At 52.3% G+C, this 18,655-nt stretch carries 18 protein-coding genes; 13 read left to right on the top strand and 5 right to left on the bottom strand.

Annotation, left to right across the window (positions count from 1 at the left end; all coding sequences use genetic code 11):
* Nucleotides 1-460: 460 nt before the first annotated feature.
* On the bottom strand, nucleotides 461-1,009 hold the full coding sequence (locus KNP60_RS12035) for a DUF4256 domain-containing protein (RefSeq protein ID WP_214797556.1): 549 nt from the start codon (nucleotides 1,007-1,009) through the stop codon (nucleotides 461-463).
* A 104-nt stretch (nucleotides 1,010-1,113) separates the two neighbouring features.
* Nucleotides 1,114-2,271: an MFS transporter gene (locus tag KNP60_RS12030; protein ID WP_214797555.1), complete on the bottom strand. Its 1,158-nt coding sequence runs from the start codon at nucleotides 2,269-2,271 to the stop codon at nucleotides 1,114-1,116.
* Between the two features lie 145 nt (nucleotides 2,272-2,416).
* Here KNP60_RS12030 and KNP60_RS12025 point away from each other — a divergent pair, with 145 nt between their 5' ends.
* The gene (locus KNP60_RS12025; RefSeq protein WP_138859331.1) at nucleotides 2,417-2,965 is read left to right on the top strand and encodes a GNAT family N-acetyltransferase; all 549 of its coding nucleotides are present in this window, start codon (nucleotides 2,417-2,419) and stop codon (nucleotides 2,963-2,965) included.
* Between the two features lie 19 nt (nucleotides 2,966-2,984).
* Here KNP60_RS12025 and KNP60_RS12020 read toward each other — a convergent pair whose 3' ends face one another.
* Nucleotides 2,985-3,995 (bottom strand): site-specific integrase, encoded by a 1,011-nt coding sequence (locus KNP60_RS12020; RefSeq protein WP_214753197.1) that lies wholly within the window; start codon nucleotides 3,993-3,995, stop codon nucleotides 2,985-2,987.
* A 102-nt stretch (nucleotides 3,996-4,097) separates the two neighbouring features.
* On the opposite strand from KNP60_RS12020, the gene hflX reads away from it, so the two are divergent.
* The 5 genes from hflX to KNP60_RS11995 all read left to right on the top strand — a co-directional run bounded on the left by hflX (nucleotide 4,098) and on the right by KNP60_RS11995 (nucleotide 9,790).
* Entirely contained in the window at nucleotides 4,098-5,342 is a 1,245-nt protein-coding gene (hflX, locus tag KNP60_RS12015) for a GTPase HflX (protein ID WP_214753199.1), read from the top strand.
* Between the two features lie 7 nt (nucleotides 5,343-5,349).
* On the top strand, nucleotides 5,350-6,645 hold the full coding sequence (locus KNP60_RS12010; protein ID WP_138860295.1) for a methionine gamma-lyase family protein: 1,296 nt from the start codon (nucleotides 5,350-5,352) through the stop codon (nucleotides 6,643-6,645).
* A 93-nt stretch (nucleotides 6,646-6,738) separates the two neighbouring features.
* On the top strand, nucleotides 6,739-7,137 hold the full coding sequence (locus KNP60_RS12005; RefSeq protein WP_214797554.1) for a MerR family transcriptional regulator: 399 nt from the start codon (nucleotides 6,739-6,741) through the stop codon (nucleotides 7,135-7,137).
* Between the two features lie 46 nt (nucleotides 7,138-7,183).
* Nucleotides 7,184-8,524 (top strand): type I glutamate--ammonia ligase, encoded by a 1,341-nt coding sequence (gene glnA, locus KNP60_RS12000; RefSeq protein ID WP_034777799.1) that lies wholly within the window; start codon nucleotides 7,184-7,186, stop codon nucleotides 8,522-8,524.
* A gap of 165 nt (nucleotides 8,525-8,689) precedes the next feature.
* Nucleotides 8,690-9,790, top strand: a complete 1,101-nt coding sequence (locus KNP60_RS11995) for a DNA alkylation repair protein (RefSeq protein WP_214797553.1) — start codon at nucleotides 8,690-8,692, stop codon at nucleotides 9,788-9,790.
* Nucleotides 9,791-9,877: 87 nt separating this feature from the next.
* Here the strand turns inward: KNP60_RS11995 and KNP60_RS11990 are convergent, their stop codons facing one another.
* Complete coding sequence (locus tag KNP60_RS11990; RefSeq protein WP_214797552.1) at nucleotides 9,878-10,318, bottom strand: metal-binding protein; 441 nt, start codon at nucleotides 10,316-10,318, stop codon at nucleotides 9,878-9,880.
* Nucleotides 10,318-10,938, bottom strand: coding sequence for a transcriptional repressor LexA (gene lexA / locus KNP60_RS11985; protein WP_021067589.1), 621 nt, complete (start codon nucleotides 10,936-10,938; stop codon nucleotides 10,318-10,320). Before lexA ends, KNP60_RS11990 begins: the two co-directional genes overlap by 1 nt.
* 204 nt (nucleotides 10,939-11,142) lie before the next feature.
* Between lexA and KNP60_RS11980 the strand changes: the two genes are divergently transcribed.
* From KNP60_RS11980 to KNP60_RS11950, 7 genes are all read left to right on the top strand, one after another.
* Nucleotides 11,143-11,379 (top strand): hypothetical protein, encoded by a 237-nt coding sequence (locus tag KNP60_RS11980; protein ID WP_138859336.1) that lies wholly within the window; start codon nucleotides 11,143-11,145, stop codon nucleotides 11,377-11,379.
* A 72-nt stretch (nucleotides 11,380-11,451) separates the two neighbouring features.
* Nucleotides 11,452-12,096, top strand: a complete 645-nt coding sequence (locus KNP60_RS11975; RefSeq protein WP_138859337.1) for a YneB family resolvase-like protein — start codon at nucleotides 11,452-11,454, stop codon at nucleotides 12,094-12,096.
* A 60-nt stretch (nucleotides 12,097-12,156) separates the two neighbouring features.
* Nucleotides 12,157-12,390, top strand: coding sequence for a DUF896 domain-containing protein (locus tag KNP60_RS11970; protein ID WP_034777788.1), 234 nt, complete (start codon nucleotides 12,157-12,159; stop codon nucleotides 12,388-12,390).
* Between the two features lie 199 nt (nucleotides 12,391-12,589).
* Nucleotides 12,590-14,581, top strand: coding sequence for a transketolase (tkt, locus tag KNP60_RS11965; protein WP_214797551.1), 1,992 nt, complete (start codon nucleotides 12,590-12,592; stop codon nucleotides 14,579-14,581).
* Between the two features lie 124 nt (nucleotides 14,582-14,705).
* Complete coding sequence (locus KNP60_RS11960; RefSeq protein ID WP_021067584.1) at nucleotides 14,706-14,936, top strand: YneF family protein; 231 nt, start codon at nucleotides 14,706-14,708, stop codon at nucleotides 14,934-14,936.
* Nucleotides 14,937-15,065: 129 nt separating this feature from the next.
* Entirely contained in the window at nucleotides 15,066-16,820 is a 1,755-nt protein-coding gene (locus KNP60_RS11955) for an ABC transporter transmembrane domain-containing protein (RefSeq protein ID WP_214797562.1), read from the top strand.
* Nucleotides 16,810-18,573, top strand: a complete 1,764-nt coding sequence (locus KNP60_RS11950) for an ABC transporter ATP-binding protein (protein ID WP_034777786.1) — start codon at nucleotides 16,810-16,812, stop codon at nucleotides 18,571-18,573. The genes KNP60_RS11955 and KNP60_RS11950 overlap by 11 nt, the downstream gene beginning before the upstream one ends.
* Nucleotides 18,574-18,655 lie beyond the last annotated feature (82 nt).

Below are 18,655 nucleotides of genomic sequence, written 5' to 3'. Positions count from 1 at the left end.
AAACGGCTTGAGCCCTGTCGAATACAGGTCTCAAGCCGCCTAGGCTGGTTTTCATTATTTGTCCTGTCTACTTGACAGGGAGCACTTCAAATCGTCTGCAGTTTTTTTGTTGGGGTGATGTAGACGTGAGATAAACCATCATGCCCATCCGTTCATTCATTTGAAATTTTTGGTAGGCATATAGGAGGTAGGCTTTAAAATTTGAACAGTTAAGACATGATGAATGGTTATCGTTTATTTCAAACACCGTATTTTGATCAAAAAATCTTAAGAAAGATATTAGGAGTAGGCTAACCTTCTTTTGATTGTCTGAACATATTTTTTTCTTGGCTGGGGTCCGTGTGCATCTGGGGAACAAATATTGTTTCAAGATTTAGAGGAGCCAACGCTGATGGGTGATATAGTTCCCAGTCATTTTCTTTTGGCTATCCACATCAAAAAGCAAGGCCCGTGGCCCTGCTCAAAGAATCAACATCCCGCGGAATCCACGGGCCGCATAATACGAATCGGCACCATTATGATAGAGGAAGATATGGTCGTAGCGGCGGTCGCAGAATAAGGCGCCGCCTTTTTGACGAATCGTTTCTGGAGTGAAAATCCAGCTCGATGTTTTCAAATCGAACGAACCGAGCGTCTGTAGATGACGATACGTTGCTTCGTCGAGTAGCTCGATTCCCATCTCCTCAGCCAATGCGACGGCGCTCCCATCCGGTTTGTTCTTCTTCCGTGCCGCCAACGCCGAAGCGTCATAGCATAGGCTGCGTCGACCACTCGGACTTTCTGGAGAGCAGTCGCAAAAAGCTAAGGCGCCATTCGGAAGTCGAATCACATCAGGTTCGCCGCCGGTTCGTTCCATCTCGGCAAGCACGACGAGTTTCCGGTCGTCCTCTTGAAGGCGAGTCAAGACGTCGGGCCAAGTTAGATCAGGATGTCGTTCGGGATGGGCGTTAAATCGTACATGTAGAGTTTGCAATATCTCGTCCTTTTCCTGGTTTGATAACGTGTTCATATTTAGATTCCTCCTAACTAGTATTTTCATTTTAGTATACGTGATGCGGAATGAATCTGTTGTAACCAAAGGAATTGTAAATCATATAAGGGGGCGCCTTTTTGTTATGAAGATTGGACCACATCTCCCATCTGGTCGATTTGTCGACCGACCCAGACGAGCGGAACGGTCAACGCTGCGCCAATCAAATAGACGATGGCAATCGGCAATCCGTCCGCGAGTAGTCCGAACGTCAGGCTGCCGATGCTGAAGGCGAGGGTGTAGGCCGTCTGTTGGACGCTATACACGTACGGAAGTTGCGAGGCAGGTGTCATTTCTTGGAGCACCGTGTTCGTCTGGATGATGCGGAGCTGGGTGGCGTATCCTTGAACCGCGAGCGCGATGAGCGCGAACGCGATATGAGATGTCATGCCGAACAATAGGGCCGCTAAGACAGACAAGATGGAGCTGACGGCGAGCGAGCTGTTGCGCTTTGCGCGATACAGGTAAGCGCTGGCCAGAATCATGCTAATCAAGAAGCTCGCGTTCATCGTTCCCCACCAGCCCGTATCGATGTGGAGGTGGCGTTCCAAATAGACGAGCAAGAGCGCCGAGATCCAGAGTGTGCTGACGAACGACTCGAACGTGACGAACACCGTGATTAACCTGGCGAAAGGAGCAGTGCGCACGAAGGCGAGGCTGTCCTTAAGCGATATGTCTGATTCGCCATCTTCTACCGTCACGTCGCGGTCGAGTGAACGGACGAAGCGAAGCGTGACGAGCGTCGAGAGCATGAACAACATCAACGCGATCATCAGAGCGAGCTCGCTTGAGAAGGAAGCGACGACCATCGTGCCGAGAGGCCACATCGCCAGCTGAATGAACTGGTTCGACCCTTGGACGAGACTGTTCGCTTGTTGGCGATTCGTCGTCAGCCTGGGGATGAACGACGCCTGGACCGGACGGGCGAACCCATCCAAGAAGGCGATGAGCACGACGAGGCCGAGGACGAGAATCGACTCCGACCAAATGACGGCCCCGAGCAAGACTGTCTTCAACAGTTGTGTGACGAGCAACGTCTGACCGAGGGTGAACCGAGACAAGACGCGGGCAAAGAACAGACCGCTCACGGTCATACCGATCGTGACGGCAATCGGGAAACTGGCCGCAGCCAGGGCGGAACCGGTCTGTTGATATAACAAAGCAATCAAGGCGACGATATAAAGCACGTCGCCGATATTGGCCAGCCATTGACTGACCAGCAGCAGGTAAAACGACTTCATCATGACTCTCCTCCGGAACTATTCAATTTTGGGTGGATGACATGAGGTCGAATTACATACTTTCACCGCTTTCAAATTATTTACAAATAGTTTACGATGAAATGATGAAGAACACAATAATTGGTAACTTAACGGGGGAAATGACATGTTACGCTATGACATCAATGATCAGCTTCAACTACGAATGTTCACCATTGACGACGCGGAGGCGTTGTTCCAATTGACGATGGCATCGAAGCCATACCTTCGCGAGTGGCTCGGGTGGCTCGATTACACCGAGACGGTCGAAGATTCGCGGCAAAACATCGAAGGACGAATCAAAGGATTGATGGAGACGGGCGGCTATCCGAAATCGTTCGCGATTGTGTATCAGGACGAGCTCGCCGGGACGATCGGCTTCAATGACATCGACCGGGGCATCAAATGCGGGACGGTCGGCTATTGGCTCGGCCAAGACTTTCAAGGCAAGGGCATCATGAGTCAAGCGCTCGAGACGGTCATCGATTATGGGTTCCGTGATTTGAAACTCGATAAAATCGAGATTCGGGTCGCAACTGGGAACGTGAAGAGCCGGGCGCTGCCCGAGCGATTCGGTTTCCTCGAAGAAGGGGTGCTTCGCAATGCGGAGTGGCTCTATGACCGCTACGTCGACCACGTCGTGTACGGGCTGTTGCGAGATGAATGGGCCCATTAACATACAAAACCCCGTCCTGTTACAAGGCGGGGTTTTCGTTTGGGATTTGTTCGCCGTAGAGTTCGCTACCGAACTCCGCGTACGCCTGTTCGTAGCGCCGGAGTGATGACTCTTTATGCATACATGTCACATTCATCCGCTCGAGTGACGTCATGTCGGTCGCGTACGTCTTCAAGACGTGGGCGTTCCGGAGCATCGATGGTGTGACCGAGCGGGTGAGACCGCTCCGTTCGTTCAATTGGCGCATCATCTTCGTGATCATGACGATCGTCAACTGTTTCGGCTGGTTCTTCGCATACACCCAGCGGAATGTCATTCGGGCGAAGTCGAACGAGACGAAGACGGGGTCGTCCGAGTACCAGCGCGGACGGACGGGCGTCGGGATGTCGGCCAAGTAGTTCATGAGGAGCGTTTGGTCTTCTTGACTGAGTTTCAACGTGAACCGGTTGCCGAGCCGGTCATAGACGTCGAACTCATGGCTCGCGAGATGCAGGTCGTTCATCCGGAGACGAATGATATGGTGGACCCGGAGACCGTATTTATAGAACAGCGTGACAATCAACTCGTTTCGGTTGACGAGATATGGGTGCGCCTGGAGCTGATTCTCGCTCAGACCGCTTGTTGAGCGGATCGTCCGGACGAGCTTGTTGAACTCGGCAGGCAAGGCGATCTGGTCGACGGTGAGCGTGTGGGCCGGTTGCGCATACGTCAGCATCTTCTTACGGAGCGGGTTCAAGAAGACGGTCAGGCTATTGATGACGGTGACAATCCGGGCGACCGTCGCCTGTTGATATTGCTTCTCCTCGATGAGGAAGTCGTTGACGAACGTCTTCCACGATTCGAGCGGGACGGCGAGCCACGCCTCCGGGGCATCGAGCTCGACGTTATGGTCATGAAAGTATTTGTGCACATCGATCAAATCGTACCGATAGCGTTTCAGCGTCGACGGTTGACGGCCGCTCGCGCCGAGATGGAACAAGTACGCCTCGATATATTCAGGCAATGGATACTCTTTTCTACGTTTCGTCATGGACGTTCCTCCTTCTCCTCATATCGTACCACAAACGGACGTTCTCCATTCGTCGTTTCGTGGTAAGATGGAGGATGAGACTTATAGGAATGAGGGATTTTTATGCAACGAGAGAAAGTCATTATCGTCGGGTGTCAATTACCGACCGTCGACGATTGGACATATGAACAATCGATGGGGGAACTCGTCGAATTGGTCGATACGGCACGAGGTGAGGTCGTCGCCCGTCTCGATCAGAAACGGCAACAAGTCGACCGCCGCACATTCATCGGGAAAGGGAAGGTCGAGGAGCTCGCGGTGCTCATCGAACAGTTCGAGCCGGACATCGTCATCTTCAACGCCGAGCTGTCGCCGGCCCAATCGAAGAATATCCGCATCTCGCTGAACGACCCGGACGAGATGAAACTGATTGACCGGACGCAATTGATTTTAGACATCTTTGCCGGACGGGCCCAATCGAAAGAAGGGAAGCTCCAAGTCGAGCTCGCTCAGATGAACTACCTGCTCCCACGTTTGATCGGACAAGGCACGCAGTTGTCACGTCTCGGTGGCGGAATCGGGACTCGGGGACCGGGTGAGACGAAACTCGAGTCCGACCGTCGTCACATCAAGCGCCGCATCGATGAAATCAAGAAAAATCTCGAAGGCACGGTCGCGCACCGTGACCGTTACCGGGAGCGTCGGAAAGAAAACCGTGTGTTCCAAGTCGCGCTCGTCGGTTACACGAACGCCGGGAAGTCGACAATCTTTAACCGCTTGACGGATGCGGATACGTACGAACAGGACGAACTGTTCGCGACGCTCGACCCGCTCACGCGCGAGCTCGAGTTGCCGCGGGGCGGTAGAGTGTTGATCACGGACACGGTCGGATTCATCCGGGACTTGCCGACGAAACTCGTCGCCGCGTTCCGCTCGACGCTCGAGGAAGTGCTCGGGGCCGACCTCGTCTTGCACGTCATCGACGCATCGAATCCGCATTACATGAACCAAATCGACACGACGAATTCGGTCTTGTCGGAACTCGGGGCGAGTGAGGTACCGCAGCTCGAGGTATACAATAAGAAAGACCGGTTGACCGAAGACTTCGTCGGCGGACCGCTCGTCATCTCGGCGCTCGATTCGACCGATATCGAGACGCTCATCGGCGCGATTGAAGATAAGATTGCGGATGTGTTGACGAAAGTACACGTCGTCTTGCCGGTCCGCTCGTTCGAGCATTACCATCCGGCCAAAGATTCGATGTATCGTCTCGAGGAGAAGTTCCTCGATGACGGTTCGGTCGAACTCGTCGGATATATGAGAGAAGACACGCGTCTATATGCGACGCTGAAACCATTTGAGGTGTGAAACAATGATGTGGCAAGAAAAGATTGCGTACTATGATGAATTGGCCCCGTTCGTGACCGAGGCGGAAGAACGGGTAAAACCATATTTTGAAACGATCGAGGCGACGGCGGAGTTCAACCAATACCGTGTCCTCGAGTCGTTCAAGAAACACAAAGTGTCGGATTTCCATTTCAATCCGACGACCGGGTACGGCTATGACGATATCGGGCGCGACACGCTCGAGTCGATCTACGCCGACGTGTTCGGGGCGGACCTCGCCCTATGCCGTCCGCAAATCATCTCCGGGACACACGCCATCGGGATTGCCTTGTTCGGTGTGTTGTTGCCAGGAGATGAGCTGCTCTATATCACCGGCAAGCCGTACGATACGCTCGAAGAGATCGTCGGGATTCGGGGAGACGGCCGTGGGTCGCTCAAAGAGCTCGGTGTCGGCTACGACACTGTCGAGCTGAAAGAGGACCGAATCGACGTCGAGACCGTCATCGGACGGATTCGTCCTGAGACAAAGCTCGTCGGCATCCAGCGCTCGAAAGGTTACGCCAATCGTCGCAGCATCCCGGTCCAAGAAATCGGTGAGGCGATCAGGAAGATCAAAGCGGCACATCCGCACGTCTTCATCTTCGTCGACAACTGCTACGGCGAGTTCGTCGAGACGATCGAACCGACCCATGTCGGGGCCGATCTCATGGCCGGCTCGCTCATCAAGAACCCGGGTGGCGGCTTGGCGAAGACGGGCGGCTATATCGCCGGGACGAAAGAACTCGTCGAACGCTGTTCGTTCCGCATGACGACGCCAGGCATCGGGAGCGAGGCCGGTCCGTCACTCTACTCGCTTCAAGAGATGTACCAAGGGTTTTACATGGCGCCACATACGGTCGCCCAAGCGTTGAAAGGGGCACACTTGACGGCGAGCCTGCTCGGATTGCTCGGTTTCGAGACCGACCCGCATTATACGACGCCCCGGACCGATTTGATTCAATCGGTGACGTTCCGCGACCGTGACAAGATGATCGCCTTCTGTCAGAGCATCCAAATGGCGTCACCGGTCAATGCCCACGCGTTGCCGGTACCAGCCTATATGCCGGGCTATGAGGATGACGTCATCATGGCGGCCGGGACGTTCATTCAAGGCTCATCGATTGAACTGTCGGCCGATGGACCACTCCGGGCTCCATACACGGCATACGTCCAAGGCGGATTGACTTACGCCCACGTCAAGGTCGCGCTCATGCTCGCCTTGAGCCAATTGCGGACGAAAGAGCTCGTCACATTTGACCGTGACAATATCTCACAGAAGTTGTAACCGAAATGTCATGTTAACTTTCTTAACATCTATTGACAGGTAAGTTGTCATATATTATTCTCACAGTGTGAGACAGAAAAGGAGGGGTAAGAGATGGCCGATCAATTTCGTCGCTCCAACCCGTTGTTTCCGATTGGAATCGTTCAAGATTTGACACAGCTGACAGGTAGACAGATTCGGTACTATGAAGAACAGGGTCTAATTTCGCCTAGTCGGACGGAATCGAAACGACGGCTCTATTCCTTTAATGATGTCGAACGTCTACTCACGATCAAGGATTTTATCGACCAAGGCTTCAACTTGGCGGCGATTCGTCATATGCTCGACAACACGGACGCCAAAGATGCGGAATCACCAAAGCCGCCGGTCGATGAAGCACCGAAGATCTCTGAACAAGAGTTACACAAATTATTGAAAACACAGCTTCAAGAAGCTGGCCGTTTCAATAAGACGTCGCTCATTCAAGGTGAGCTGTCACGTTTTTATCGATGACGCCAGTACACTAACCATTACACAATGTGAGAGGGGACATTTCACCATGGCCAGAAAAACGTTCACGAAAGAAGACATCAAACGCATCGCACAAGAAGAGGACGTACGCTTTATTCGTCTTCAATTCACGGATATCCTCGGTACGATCAAAAACGTCGAGGTACCGATCAGCCAATTGGACAAAGCACTTGATAACAAGATGATGTTCGATGGCTCTTCAATCGAAGGGTTCGTACGCATCGAGGAATCAGACATGAACCTCTATCCAGACCTTGACACATGGGTTGTCTTCCCGTGGACAGACGGCAGCGGTAAAGTCGCTCGCTTGATTTGTGATATTTATACGCCGGACGGCAAACCGTTCAGCGGTGACCCGCGCGGCAATTTGAAGCGTAACCTCGAGCGCATGCAGAAGCTCGGCTTCACAGCGTTCAACGTCGGACCAGAGCCTGAGTTCTTCCTCTTCAAGAAAGACTTGAACGGCCAACCGACACTCGAACTCAACGACCAAGGCGGTTACTTCGACTTGGCACCGGTCGACCTCGGCGAGAACTGCCGTAAAGAGATCGTCATCGAGCTCGAAAACATGGGCTTCGAAATCGAAGCATCACACCACGAAGTCGCACCAGGTCAGCACGAGATCGACTTCAAATACGCAGATGCGGTCACGACGGCCGATAACATCCAAACGTTCAAACTCGTCGTCAAGACGATCGCAGCGAAATACGGTCTTCACGCGACGTTTATGCCGAAGCCACTCTTCGGTGTCAACGGTTCAGGGATGCACGCCAACATGTCGCTCTTCAAAGGTGACACGAACGTCTTCTACGATCCAAACGGCGAAATGGAACTCTCTGACACGGCTCGCGCCTTCACGGCAGGGATTCTCGAGCACGCTCGTGCGTTCACGGCTGTCTGTAACCCGACTGTCAACTCATACAAGCGCCTCGTTCCTGGTTACGAAGCACCTTGCTACGTAGCATGGAGCGCGCGCAACCGTTCACCACTCGTTCGTGTACCAGCGGCCCGTGGCCTCTCGACACGGATCGAAGTACGTTCGGTCGACCCGGCGGCGAACCCGTACCTCGCTTTGGCCACGCTATTGGCTGCAGGTCTTGATGGAATCGAGAAAGAAATGGCGGCTCCGAAGCCGATCGATAGCAACATCTACGTCATGGACAAGCCAGAACGTGTTGCTAACGGGATTGACGACCTTCCGGCTACGCTCTTCGACGCGCTCGAAGTACTCCGTACCGACAAAGTCGTCATGGAATCACTCGGTGAACATATCGGTGAGCACTTCCTCGAGTTGAAAGAAATCGAGTGGGATATGTTCCGTACGCAAGTGACAGAGTGGGAGCGCGATCAGTACATGACGCTCTACTAAGTCGACTAATAAGGGATATTCCCTTTAAAATCAGAGTCCTGAACGAGTCTTCGTATGAAGTGCTCATTCAGGACTCTTTTTCTATAATTCGCTTCAACTAATCAATATAATGAGGGAGAATGTATATCACTATAAATGTAATGGAATGGGATAGGGGGACGAGAAGTGGCAACACCATTAAAAGACGTGTATGATGAGACCTTTTTGTTGGAATTTGGACGACGTATTCAAACCGTGTATCCGTCATTTGACGTACAGGCTTTGATCGCATCAATCATAGATGAATCGTGGGAAGCGTTGGCACTCAAAGGGCGTACTCGACGTATTTCGATAAAACTAGGTCAGTATTTGCCACAGAATTACGAATCAGCTTTGGACGTATTGGTTGAAATTGCAGATGACTGCGTCGGCTTTCCTTATTTGTTTTTCCCGGACTTTGTAGCAGTGTACGGGCAGGCAGAAGGGTATTGGGAACGCTCGATGTCAGCGCTCGAACGCTTCACGCAGACGTCGTCTTCTGAATTCGCCATCAGACCTTTTTTGTTGCGGGATCCAACACGTGTGATGAACCAAATGACAGCTTGGGCAATTCATCCGAACGAACATGTTCGGCGTTTGGCGAGTGAGGGTTGTCGTCCTCGCCTTCCGTGGGCGGAATCGTTACCGATGTTCAAAGAAGACCCAGCTCCAGTGTTGGAGATTTTAGAGTTGTTAAAAGAAGATCCATCATTATATGTGAGAAAAAGTGTCGCTAACAACCTCAACGATATCTCGAAAGATCACCCAGAAGCTGTACTCGCAGTCTCGCGACGATGGCAGGGCGAGCATCCTCATACCGATTGGATCATTAGACACGGATGCCGGACACTGATCAAGTCAGCCCATCCTGACGCGTTAACGATATTCGGTTATACGCAGGAAACAAATTTAACCGTCGACTCATCGATTTCTATACATCCGAACGTGATCCGCATAGGGGAGGCGTGCGAGATTCAGTACGATGTGTCCATTCGTCCAGGGGATGCTGCTTATGTTCGTATCGAATACGCGATTGAGTTTATAAAAGCCAACGGGAAAGCGAGTCGTAAAGCATTCCTGCTAGCGAATAGAACCGTCGCTGGGGGCGCGCGACTTGCAGCGACCAGAGTGCACGACTGGTCAGATTTGACGACCCGTCGGCATTATCCAGGGGAGCATCGTGTCGTCTTGTTGGTAAATGGACGAGAAGTGGCTGAAAATCATGTCATGTTGCATAAAAGTTGTTGAACTTCTATATAATAAACGGTTCAAAAAAGGGCAACCCTGTCTATTTAGACGGGTTGCCCTTTTTGGGTGTGTAGCATAACGATCTGATTAAAACGCACGTTTTAAGAACGTGGACGCATAGTCGAGCGTCGTATGTAGCGTCGTCGCGAAAACGAGTCCGAAGAAGCATGCTGCCCCGTTCAGGTCGAGCCACGATCTGATAGCTTCCTCATACGGCGTGACCGTGAGCAGAAGCGTGAGCGGGAAACCGAGATAGATGACCCGGATCAGATCGCTCAAGAGCGGAAAATGCGAGAATAACGACCGATGGGGCATAATCTTCACATAAGGGAGCCAAAAGCCCCGAAGCGGTCCCCATCGATAATAGGCGTCCGACTTCAAATCGAGATCCGGGGAGAGCCAGAACGTCCCGATGAGGGCGCCAAGCAGGAACACGGTCGGAACATCGATGTCAATAAAAGGCGTGGCAATCGCAAGAGCACCGATTGCCACGAGATTCGTACGGGTATGTGTCTTGCCACTAGCCATTAGTGAATCGTGCGGTATACACCGATGACCTTCCCTAAAATCGACACGTTATCGAAATACATCGCTTCGAGTTCGTCGTTCTCCGGTTGAAGACGCACTTTCGAAGCTTCTTTATAAATCCGCTTCACGGTCGCTTCACCTTCATCCGTCATGGCGACGACAATCTCTCCATTGTCGGCCGTGTTCTGTTGACGGACGAGGACGCGGTCCCCATCCAAGATCCCCGCGTTAATCATCGAGTCTCCTGAGACAGAGAGCATGTAGACGTTGTCGGAACCGACGACGTGAGCCGGGAGCGGGAAGTGTTCTTCCACGTTCTCGATGGCCGTGATCGGCGTACCGGCTGTGACTTTCCCGATGACCGGCACGTACATGACGGCATCGTGGTCTTCGACGACGGACATCTCTTCATCCAAAATCTCGATGGCGCGTGGCTTCGTCTTATCACGTCGAATCAATCCACGCTTCTCAAGACGGTCCAAGTGACCGTGTACAGTCGAGCTCGATGCGAGCCCGACAGCCTCGCCAATTTCGCGGACCGAAGGGGGATACCCTTTCGCCCGGACCTCAGCTTTTATAAAATCAAGAATCTGTTGTTGTCTTGCTGACATTTTTTTCAATGGATTTCACCTCGATTATGTCGAATAACCTGCGAACGCATCCTATTCTTTATGGGTTTAGTTTAACACAAGAACACATGAGCGCACAAACATTCGTTCGTTTTTTCTGCTTGACCGAACAGAAGTTCTTGTTTTATGATGAGAACAGATAAACGAACAGACGTTCTCGAGAACGTGTATTCTTATTCCCAGGAGGCAATGATTATGAGAGACACAATCAATGGAATCATCTTAGTCGGCATGTTGGCACTCGGTATGTTCGTATTTTTCGCGGTCGGAGAGCTTCGCGACAACGAAGCGGTCGTCGTGACCGAACAAAAAGTCGAACACAGTATTGAAGAAGAAGTCGCCTTGAAAGAGGCGGAGACGCTCGAAGCGCACATTCTCGCTAAGCGAGATGATGAAAAAGACGACAAGACGACGTGGTTCGCCGCCGAATAATCGTTTCTGATTGCGAACATCCCTTCATCCTGTGTATCGTAGAGGGCGAATGGAAAGAAAGGAAGTGACGCGATGCGAGTCGTCATTTATTGTCGCGTATCGACGAACAAGTCCACCCAAGAGACGTCGCTCAGTCGTCAGGCGGACGAGTTGAAGCAGATGGCGAGACGTCTTGAGGCTGAGGTTGTCGATGTGATCAGTGAACAAGAGAGCGGGTATGAGGTCAATCGGGCGGGACTGCTCGATCTATTGGAGCACGTCTCGACGTCCGATCTCGATGCCGTGCTCGTGAGCGACGACAGTCGTCTCGGACGGGGAAATGCAAAAATCGCTATCTTGCATACGCTCATGAAACATAACGTGCGCTTGTTGACGATGCAGTCGTCCGATGAATATATCGTCTCCGACGCCGAGAAGATGGTGCTCGAGATCGTCAGTGTCGTCGAAGAGTATCAACGTAAGATCCATAACGCTAAAATTTCACGCGGAATGCGTCGGGCGGTCGCGAACGGATTTAATCCGCATCGGAATATCCAGCACCATGACCAGGGAGGCCGGAGCCGAATCGAAGTTCCGATTGAAGAAATCGTCCAATTGCGTGAACGTGGACTCACGTTCGCTGAAATTGCCGCCACCCTCCGCGGTTTTGGTTATGAGGTATCGAAAGCGACCGTGAACCGGCGCTACTTGGAGCACGTGTCGGTACCAGAAACTTGATTCCTGCTCGTTGATTTTGTACAGTAGAAGGACAAATTCAGTAGAGAGGGGGCGAGCCCGATGCTAGCACCTGAACAATTGGAGCGAATCAATTTCCTCGCCAACAAAGCAAAGACAGATGGTCTGTCACCACAAGAGATGGATGAGCAGCAAGCGCTGCGCCAACAATATTTGCAAGCGTTCCGCCAATCATTCAAATCACAAATGATGGGAATGAAGGTCGTCGATCCGGAAGGAAACGACGTAACGCCAGAAAAATTAAAAGATGAGCAGGAACGTTACCGCTCAGAATGACCATGAATGCACATCCTATTTCATATAGGATGTGCATGTTTGTTATACGCGAACGTTGATCAGGGGGACTCATTGATGCGTTTTCAAACGAAAGGAAGTAAACGATTCCATTTAATGTGTTATACTAATTAATTAGTTGTGACACACGAATGAGTGTGCTAAAATATGACGGGTAGAAACTTTGTTAACAACAGAGAGGATGAAATTAGTGGAAACAACTACTAAAGAATTATTAGCGATTAACTCGATTCGGACACTCTCAATCGATGCGGTCCAAAAAGCGAACTCAGGTCACCCGGGTATGCCGATGGGTGCGGCTCCGATGGCGTTCACACTTTGGACGGACAAAATGCGTCACAACCCGAAAAACCCGAACTGGTTCAACCGTGATCGGTTCGTCCTTTCAGCGGGACACGGTTCGATGCTCTTGTACTCGCTTCTTCACTTATCTGGTTACAATCTCTCAATGGACGACCTCAAATCGTTCCGCCAAATGGATTCGAAAACGCCTGGACATCCAGAGTACCGTCACACGGCAGGTGTCGACGCGACGACTGGACCGCTCGGACAAGGGATCGCCATGGCTGTCGGGATGGCAATGGCAGAGAAACATTTGGAAGCGACGTACAACCGCGATGAGTTCAAAGTGGTTGACCACTTCACATACGCGATTTGCGGAGACGGTGACTTGATGGAAGGCGTATCGGCAGAAGCTGCTTCGCTCGCTGGTCATTTGAAACTCGGCAAACTCGTCGTCCTTTACGATTCAAATGATATCTCGCTTGACGGCGACCTTCACAAATCGTTCTCGGAAAGCGTTGAAGATCGTTTCAACGCCTACGGTTGGCAAGTGATCCGTGTCGAAGATGGTACGGATATCGATACAATCGCGAAAGCGATCGACGAAGCGAAAGCTGAAACGTCGAAACCAACCCTCATCGAAGTGAAGACGGTTATCGGCTTTGGTTCACCGAACAAGTCAGGCAAATCGGCATCACACGGTGCGCCACTCGGCGAAGCTGAAATTGAACTCACGAAGCAGTTCTACAAGTGGGAAGGCGAGAACTTCTACGTACCGAACGAAGTATACGACTTGTTCAACGATAAAGTCGTTGAGCCAGGCGCGAAGCATGAAGCGGACTGGAACGAACTCGTTGAAGCTTACAAGTCAGCACACCCTGAACTTGGTGCCCAGTTCGAACGTGCGATGAACAACGAGCTCCCAGAAGGTTGGGACAGCGAATTGCCGACGTTCGAAATCGGTTCGAAAAAAGCGACTCGTCAAACGAGCGGTGAAGTATTGAACGCGATCGCCAAAGCGGTTCCGACTCTCTTCGGAGGCTCGGCTGACCTCGCTGGTTCGAACAACACGATGATCAAAGGCGCTGCGGACTTCGATGAAGATCCAGCCGGCCGCAACATCTGGTTCGGAGTCCGTGAATTCGCGATGGCAGCAGCCGTCAACGGGATGGCGCTCCACGGTGGGGTCCTCCCATACGGCGCGACGTTCTTCGTCTTCTCGGATTACCTTCGCCCGGCAGTTCGACTTGCTGCGCTCATGGGAATCCCATCAACGTTCGTCTTGACGCACGATTCAATCGCGGTCGGCGAAGATGGCCCGACGCACGAACCGGTCGAGCACTTGATGAGCTTCCGTGCGATGCCAAACTTGTCTGTTCTCCGTCCAGCTGACGGAAAAGAGACGATCGCGGCTTGGAAGCAAGCAATCACGACGAAAACGTCACCATCACTTCTCGTCTTGACGCGTCAAGCATTGCCAGAACTCGAAGGCACGTCGATTGAAGACGCAGCTAAAGGTGGCTATGTCGTCGCGGGCAACTCAAGCGAGGCAGACGTCCTCCTTCTCGGTACAGGTTCTGAAGTACACGTCCTCGTCGAAGCACGCGAAGCACTCGCTGCTGAAGGCGTGAACGCGGCTGTCGTCTCGATGCCTTCTTGGGAATTGTTCGAAGCGCAATCGGCAGAGTATAAAGAATCGGTCCTTCCGTCGTCGATCACGAAACGTGTCTCGCTCGAAGCGGGCGCGACGCTCGGTTGGTACAAATACGTCGGTTTCGGCGGAAAAGTACTCGGCATCGACAAGTTCGGCGCTTCTGCTCCTGGGGATCTCCTCATGAAAGAATACGGCATGTCTGTCGACAACGTCGTCGCAGCTGTCAAATCACTTTAATCGCATGTTGTCAGTGGTGGCCCGGAGGTTTTGGGTCACCACTTTTTTTTCAGACGACTAGCGAATTAGCGTAATATAGTGTATAGTAAAAAACGATGTTTCATATGGTAGAGGAGGTTAAGCCTTGAGTACATTATTCTGGATTCTTCTGATCGTGGCAGCACTAATCGGGGGTATTGCGATCGGTTTCTTTATCGCTCGTAAATACATGATGAACTACCTCGAACAGAACCCACCGATCAACGAAGATATGATTCGTACATTGATGATGCAAATGGGTCAAAAGCCGTCACAGAAGAAAGTCAACCAAGTGATGCGCGCCATGAACGTTCAAATGAAGAACGAAAAGAAATAAACTCGATTGACCGAAGCACTTTGCGCCCGCAAAGTGCTTTTTTCATCCAGTTTTTGTTAGACAATCGAACAAACTTTCGCTAATCTAATAGAATAGTCTGAATTCAAGACAACATAGGGGGTGTTTCCAATTCGTGTATTCAAACAACTAGCTTGGTTCTTCAAGCTCGAGTGGCGGACGTATGCGCTCGGCATCGTCTTACTCATGTTCGTCGCGGCGCTCGAACTTATACCGCCGCGCATCATCGGACGAATCGTCGATGAAATCAACCGGGGAACGCTTGGAACAGATTTATTATGGATGTTGCTCGGCGGGCTCGCGGCCGTCGGGATCGGGAACTATGTGGCCCGTTTCTTCTGGCGATACTTCATCTTCGGGGCTTCGATTCGCCTCGGTCGGATGTTGCGGAGTCAGCTCTATCGTCATTTCACCGATTTAGATCAACGGTTTTATAAGAAGTCGCGGGTCGGGGATTTGATGGCCCATGCGACAAACGATGTCCAAGCCGTCTCGACGACGGCGGGTGCGGGGATTTTGACACTCGTCGATAGCATCACTATGGGAACGTTCGTCATTATCACGATGGTGACGACCATCAGTTGGAAGTTGACGGTCGTGGCATTGTTGCCGCTGCCAATCATGGTCGCGTTGACGACGCGATACGGCAAACTCTTACATAATCGGTTCGGGGTCGCCCAAGCGGCGTTCTCTGAACTGAACGATAAAGTCCAAGAGAGCGTCAGCGGTGTCCGGGTGTTGAAGTCGACCGGGGAAGTCGGCCGCGACGTCGACTCGTTCGAGAAGCTATCCGACGAAGTCATGGCGAAAAACGTACGTGTCGCGAAAATCGACGCCTTGTACGACCCGACCATCTTCGGGATTGTCGGCCTCTCGTATATCTTGTCGATCGGTTATGGCGCGTATTTGATTGAACAAGGAGAGCTGACCATCGGACAGATCGTTAGTTTCACCGCCTATCTCGGCTTGCTCACGTGGCCGATGCTCGCTTTCGGCTGGCTGTTCAATATCGTCGAACGAGGGCGGGCGTCTTACGACCGGATCGAGCGGATGCTCGCCGTCAAACCTGAGATTCAGGATGACCCGATGGCGGCGACGAAACTCGCCCATTCGGAGATTGAAGCGGATATTCGTGCGTTCCGCTATGACGAGACGCCCGTCCTGCAAGACGTCACATTCCGCCTCGAACGCGGACGGACGCTCGGACTCGTCGGCCGTACCGGTTCTGGTAAGACGACGATTGTACGCTTGTTGACACGAGAGTATGACGTACATGATGGGACGATCAAAATCGGTGGTGTCAACATTCGCCAAGTGAAAAAATCACTCCTGCTCGATAAAGTCGCCGTCGTCCCGCAAGATCATTTCTTGTTCAGCGATTCGATTGCGAACAATATCGCATTCGGCAAACCGGAAGCGAAACTCGACGAAATCATGGAGGCGGCAAAAATCGCCGAGGTTCATGATGACATCATGCGGCTGCCGGAAGGATACGCCACGCTCGTCGGGGAACGGGGTGTGACGTTGTCGGGTGGTCAGAAGCAACGGATTTCAATCGCACGTGCCCTCATGATTGAGGCGGACGTGTTGATCCTCGACGATGCCGTCTCGGCTGTCGATGCGAAGACGGAGGAGGCGATCATCGAGCATTTCCGGACCGGGAACCCTGACCAGTCCCGCTTGATCGTGGCGCATCGACTGTCTGCGGTCGAGCATGCTGATGAGATTCTCGTCCTTGAGGACGGTCGAATCATCCAACGCGGGCGTCATCAGGACTTGATTCGCCAGCCCGGTTGGTACAAAGACACGTACGATCGCCAACAACTCGAGGCGATTGTCGAAGGAGGTGGCCACCATGAAGCATGACGTTCAGGAATGGGCGGTCATCAAACGCCTGTTGGCCTACACGAACCGCTACGCACGTCCGCTCGGACTCGCTTTTGTGTTCTTGTTGCTCGCCACCGGCGCAAAACTAGCAGGACCGTTCTTAATCAAAGTGTTCATCGATGAGTTCGTGACGCCTGGCGTCTATCCGACAAACTGGGTCGTCACCTTGCTCGTCGTCTATCTCGTCCTCCATATCTCGGCAATCATCTTCGACTACTTGCAGTCGATTTCGTTCCAAAAGATTGCCTTGAAGATCGTGCAAAACATCCGGATGGATATCTTCCGACATGTGATGGGGATGCGGCTCGCCTACTTTGACCGGACTCCGGCGGGAGTGCTTGTCTCTCGAATCACGAACGACACCGAGGCCGTCAAGGAACTGTACGTCGGGGTAATGAGCACGTTCGTACAGTCAGCGGTTCAATTGGTCGGGACGTACGTGTTCCTTTATATCCTCGAACCGACGCTCGCGACGATGGGGCTCGTCCTTGTTCCGCTGTTCTGGCTCATCATCTGGGCGTATCGCCGCTATTCGACAAAATATTTTGCCCAAGTGCGTGACCTGTTGTCACAACTGAACGGGCAATTGAATGAATCGATCAACGGGATGGGAATCGTTCAACAGTTTCGTCAAGAAGAGCGGCTCGTCCGCCAGTTCGAAGAAACGAACGAGGCCCACCAAGAGGCACGTTATCGAAACTTGAAGCTCGACAGTATGTTGCTGCGACCAATCATCGAGCTGTTGCTCGCCTTCTCCATCATTGGACTGCTCGGCTATTACGGCGTCTTGTCGACGACCGAGCAAGTGCAGGTCGGGGTCGTCTATGCCTTCATCAGCTACATCGAGCGCATCTTCCGTCCGGTGCTCGACATCATGCAACGCTTGAGCGAGTTTCAACAGGCGGTCGTCTCGGCGGACCGTGTCTTCAAAATCTTGGACACGGATGAACCGGCTCCAGGAAAGAGTCTCGCCGGTCCTGCCGAAATCGGCTCCGGGGAAGTCCGGTTCGAGAACGTCACGTTCAGCTACGATGGGGAAGTCGATGTATTGAAACAGATATCATTCGTCGCCAAACCAGGCGAGACGGTCGCCCTCGTCGGTCACACGGGTAGCGGAAAGAGTTCGATCATCAACCTGTTGACCCGGTTCTATCCGTATCAATCAGGCCAAATCACGATCGACGGGTATCCGATTGAGCAGTTCGAGGAAGCCGAGCTCCGAGCCAAAGTCGGGCTTGTGCTCCAAGATCCATTTTTGTTCACAGGGACGATCGAGGATAACTTGAAACTGTTCAATCCGACAATCGACTCGGACAAAGTCCGGGAAGCGGCCGAGTTCGTGCAAGCTCATACGTTCGTCGAGAAGCTTGAGGCCGGTTACGGACATACGGTCGGTGAGCGCGGCGCGACATTCTCGAGCGGGGAACGGCAACTGCTCGCCTTCGCCCGGACGGTCGCCCGTGACCCGAAGATTTTGATTTTAGATGAGGCGACGAGTTCGATTGACACCGAGACCGAGGAGCGTGTCCAGCTCGCCCTCGATCGGATGAGACGGGGACGGACGACGATTGCCATCGCGCACCGTCTGTCGACGATTCAAGATGCCGATTTGATTCTCGTCCTTCATCGGGGTGAGATCGTCGAACGAGGTAACCATCAGGCGCTTTTAAAACAGGATGGGCTGTACAAAAAGATGTACGAACTTCAATCTGGACAACGTCTGATGTCATAAATTACAAAAAAGACACCGTCAAGGTGTCTTTTTCCATGGAAAAAGCCCGCCACTTCAAGGAAGGACGGGCCGTTTGGTTCGA

This window comes from Exiguobacterium sp. s5 (genome assembly GCF_018618075.1).
Lineage (GTDB): Bacteria > Bacillota > Bacilli > Exiguobacteriales > Exiguobacteriaceae > Exiguobacterium > Exiguobacterium mexicanum_A.
The sequence above is the reverse complement of the archived record's forward strand: the minus strand, read 5'-3'. Positions and strand labels throughout refer to the sequence as shown.

Excerpts from the sequence above, each read along its gene's own strand:
- KNP60_RS11990 (WP_214797552.1), bottom strand. The coding sequence starts at position 10,318 with ATGGCTAGTGGCAAGACACATACCCGTACGAATCTCGTGGCAATCGGT.
- glnA (WP_034777799.1), top strand. The coding sequence starts at position 7,184 with ATGGCCAGAAAAACGTTCACGAAAGAAGACATCAAACGCATCGCACAA.
- KNP60_RS12005 (WP_214797554.1), top strand. The coding sequence starts at position 6,739 with ATGGCCGATCAATTTCGTCGCTCCAACCCGTTGTTTCCGATTGGAATC.
- KNP60_RS11950 (WP_034777786.1), top strand. The coding sequence starts at position 16,810 with ATGAAGCATGACGTTCAGGAATGGGCGGTCATCAAACGCCTGTTGGCC.
- KNP60_RS12010 (WP_138860295.1), top strand. The coding sequence starts at position 5,350 with ATGTGGCAAGAAAAGATTGCGTACTATGATGAATTGGCCCCGTTCGTG.
- KNP60_RS12035 (WP_214797556.1), bottom strand. The coding sequence starts at position 1,009 with ATGAACACGTTATCAAACCAGGAAAAGGACGAGATATTGCAAACTCTA.
- KNP60_RS11975 (WP_138859337.1), top strand. The coding sequence starts at position 11,452 with ATGCGAGTCGTCATTTATTGTCGCGTATCGACGAACAAGTCCACCCAA.
- KNP60_RS12020 (WP_214753197.1), bottom strand. The coding sequence starts at position 3,995 with ATGACGAAACGTAGAAAAGAGTATCCATTGCCTGAATATATCGAGGCG.
- KNP60_RS11970 (WP_034777788.1), top strand. The coding sequence starts at position 12,157 with ATGCTAGCACCTGAACAATTGGAGCGAATCAATTTCCTCGCCAACAAA.
- KNP60_RS12025 (WP_138859331.1), top strand. The coding sequence starts at position 2,417 with ATGTTACGCTATGACATCAATGATCAGCTTCAACTACGAATGTTCACC.
- hflX (WP_214753199.1), top strand. The coding sequence starts at position 4,098 with ATGCAACGAGAGAAAGTCATTATCGTCGGGTGTCAATTACCGACCGTC.
- tkt (WP_214797551.1), top strand. The coding sequence starts at position 12,590 with ATGAAATTAGTGGAAACAACTACTAAAGAATTATTAGCGATTAACTCG.
- KNP60_RS11980 (WP_138859336.1), top strand. The coding sequence starts at position 11,143 with ATGAGAGACACAATCAATGGAATCATCTTAGTCGGCATGTTGGCACTC.
- KNP60_RS12030 (WP_214797555.1), bottom strand. The coding sequence starts at position 2,271 with ATGAAGTCGTTTTACCTGCTGCTGGTCAGTCAATGGCTGGCCAATATC.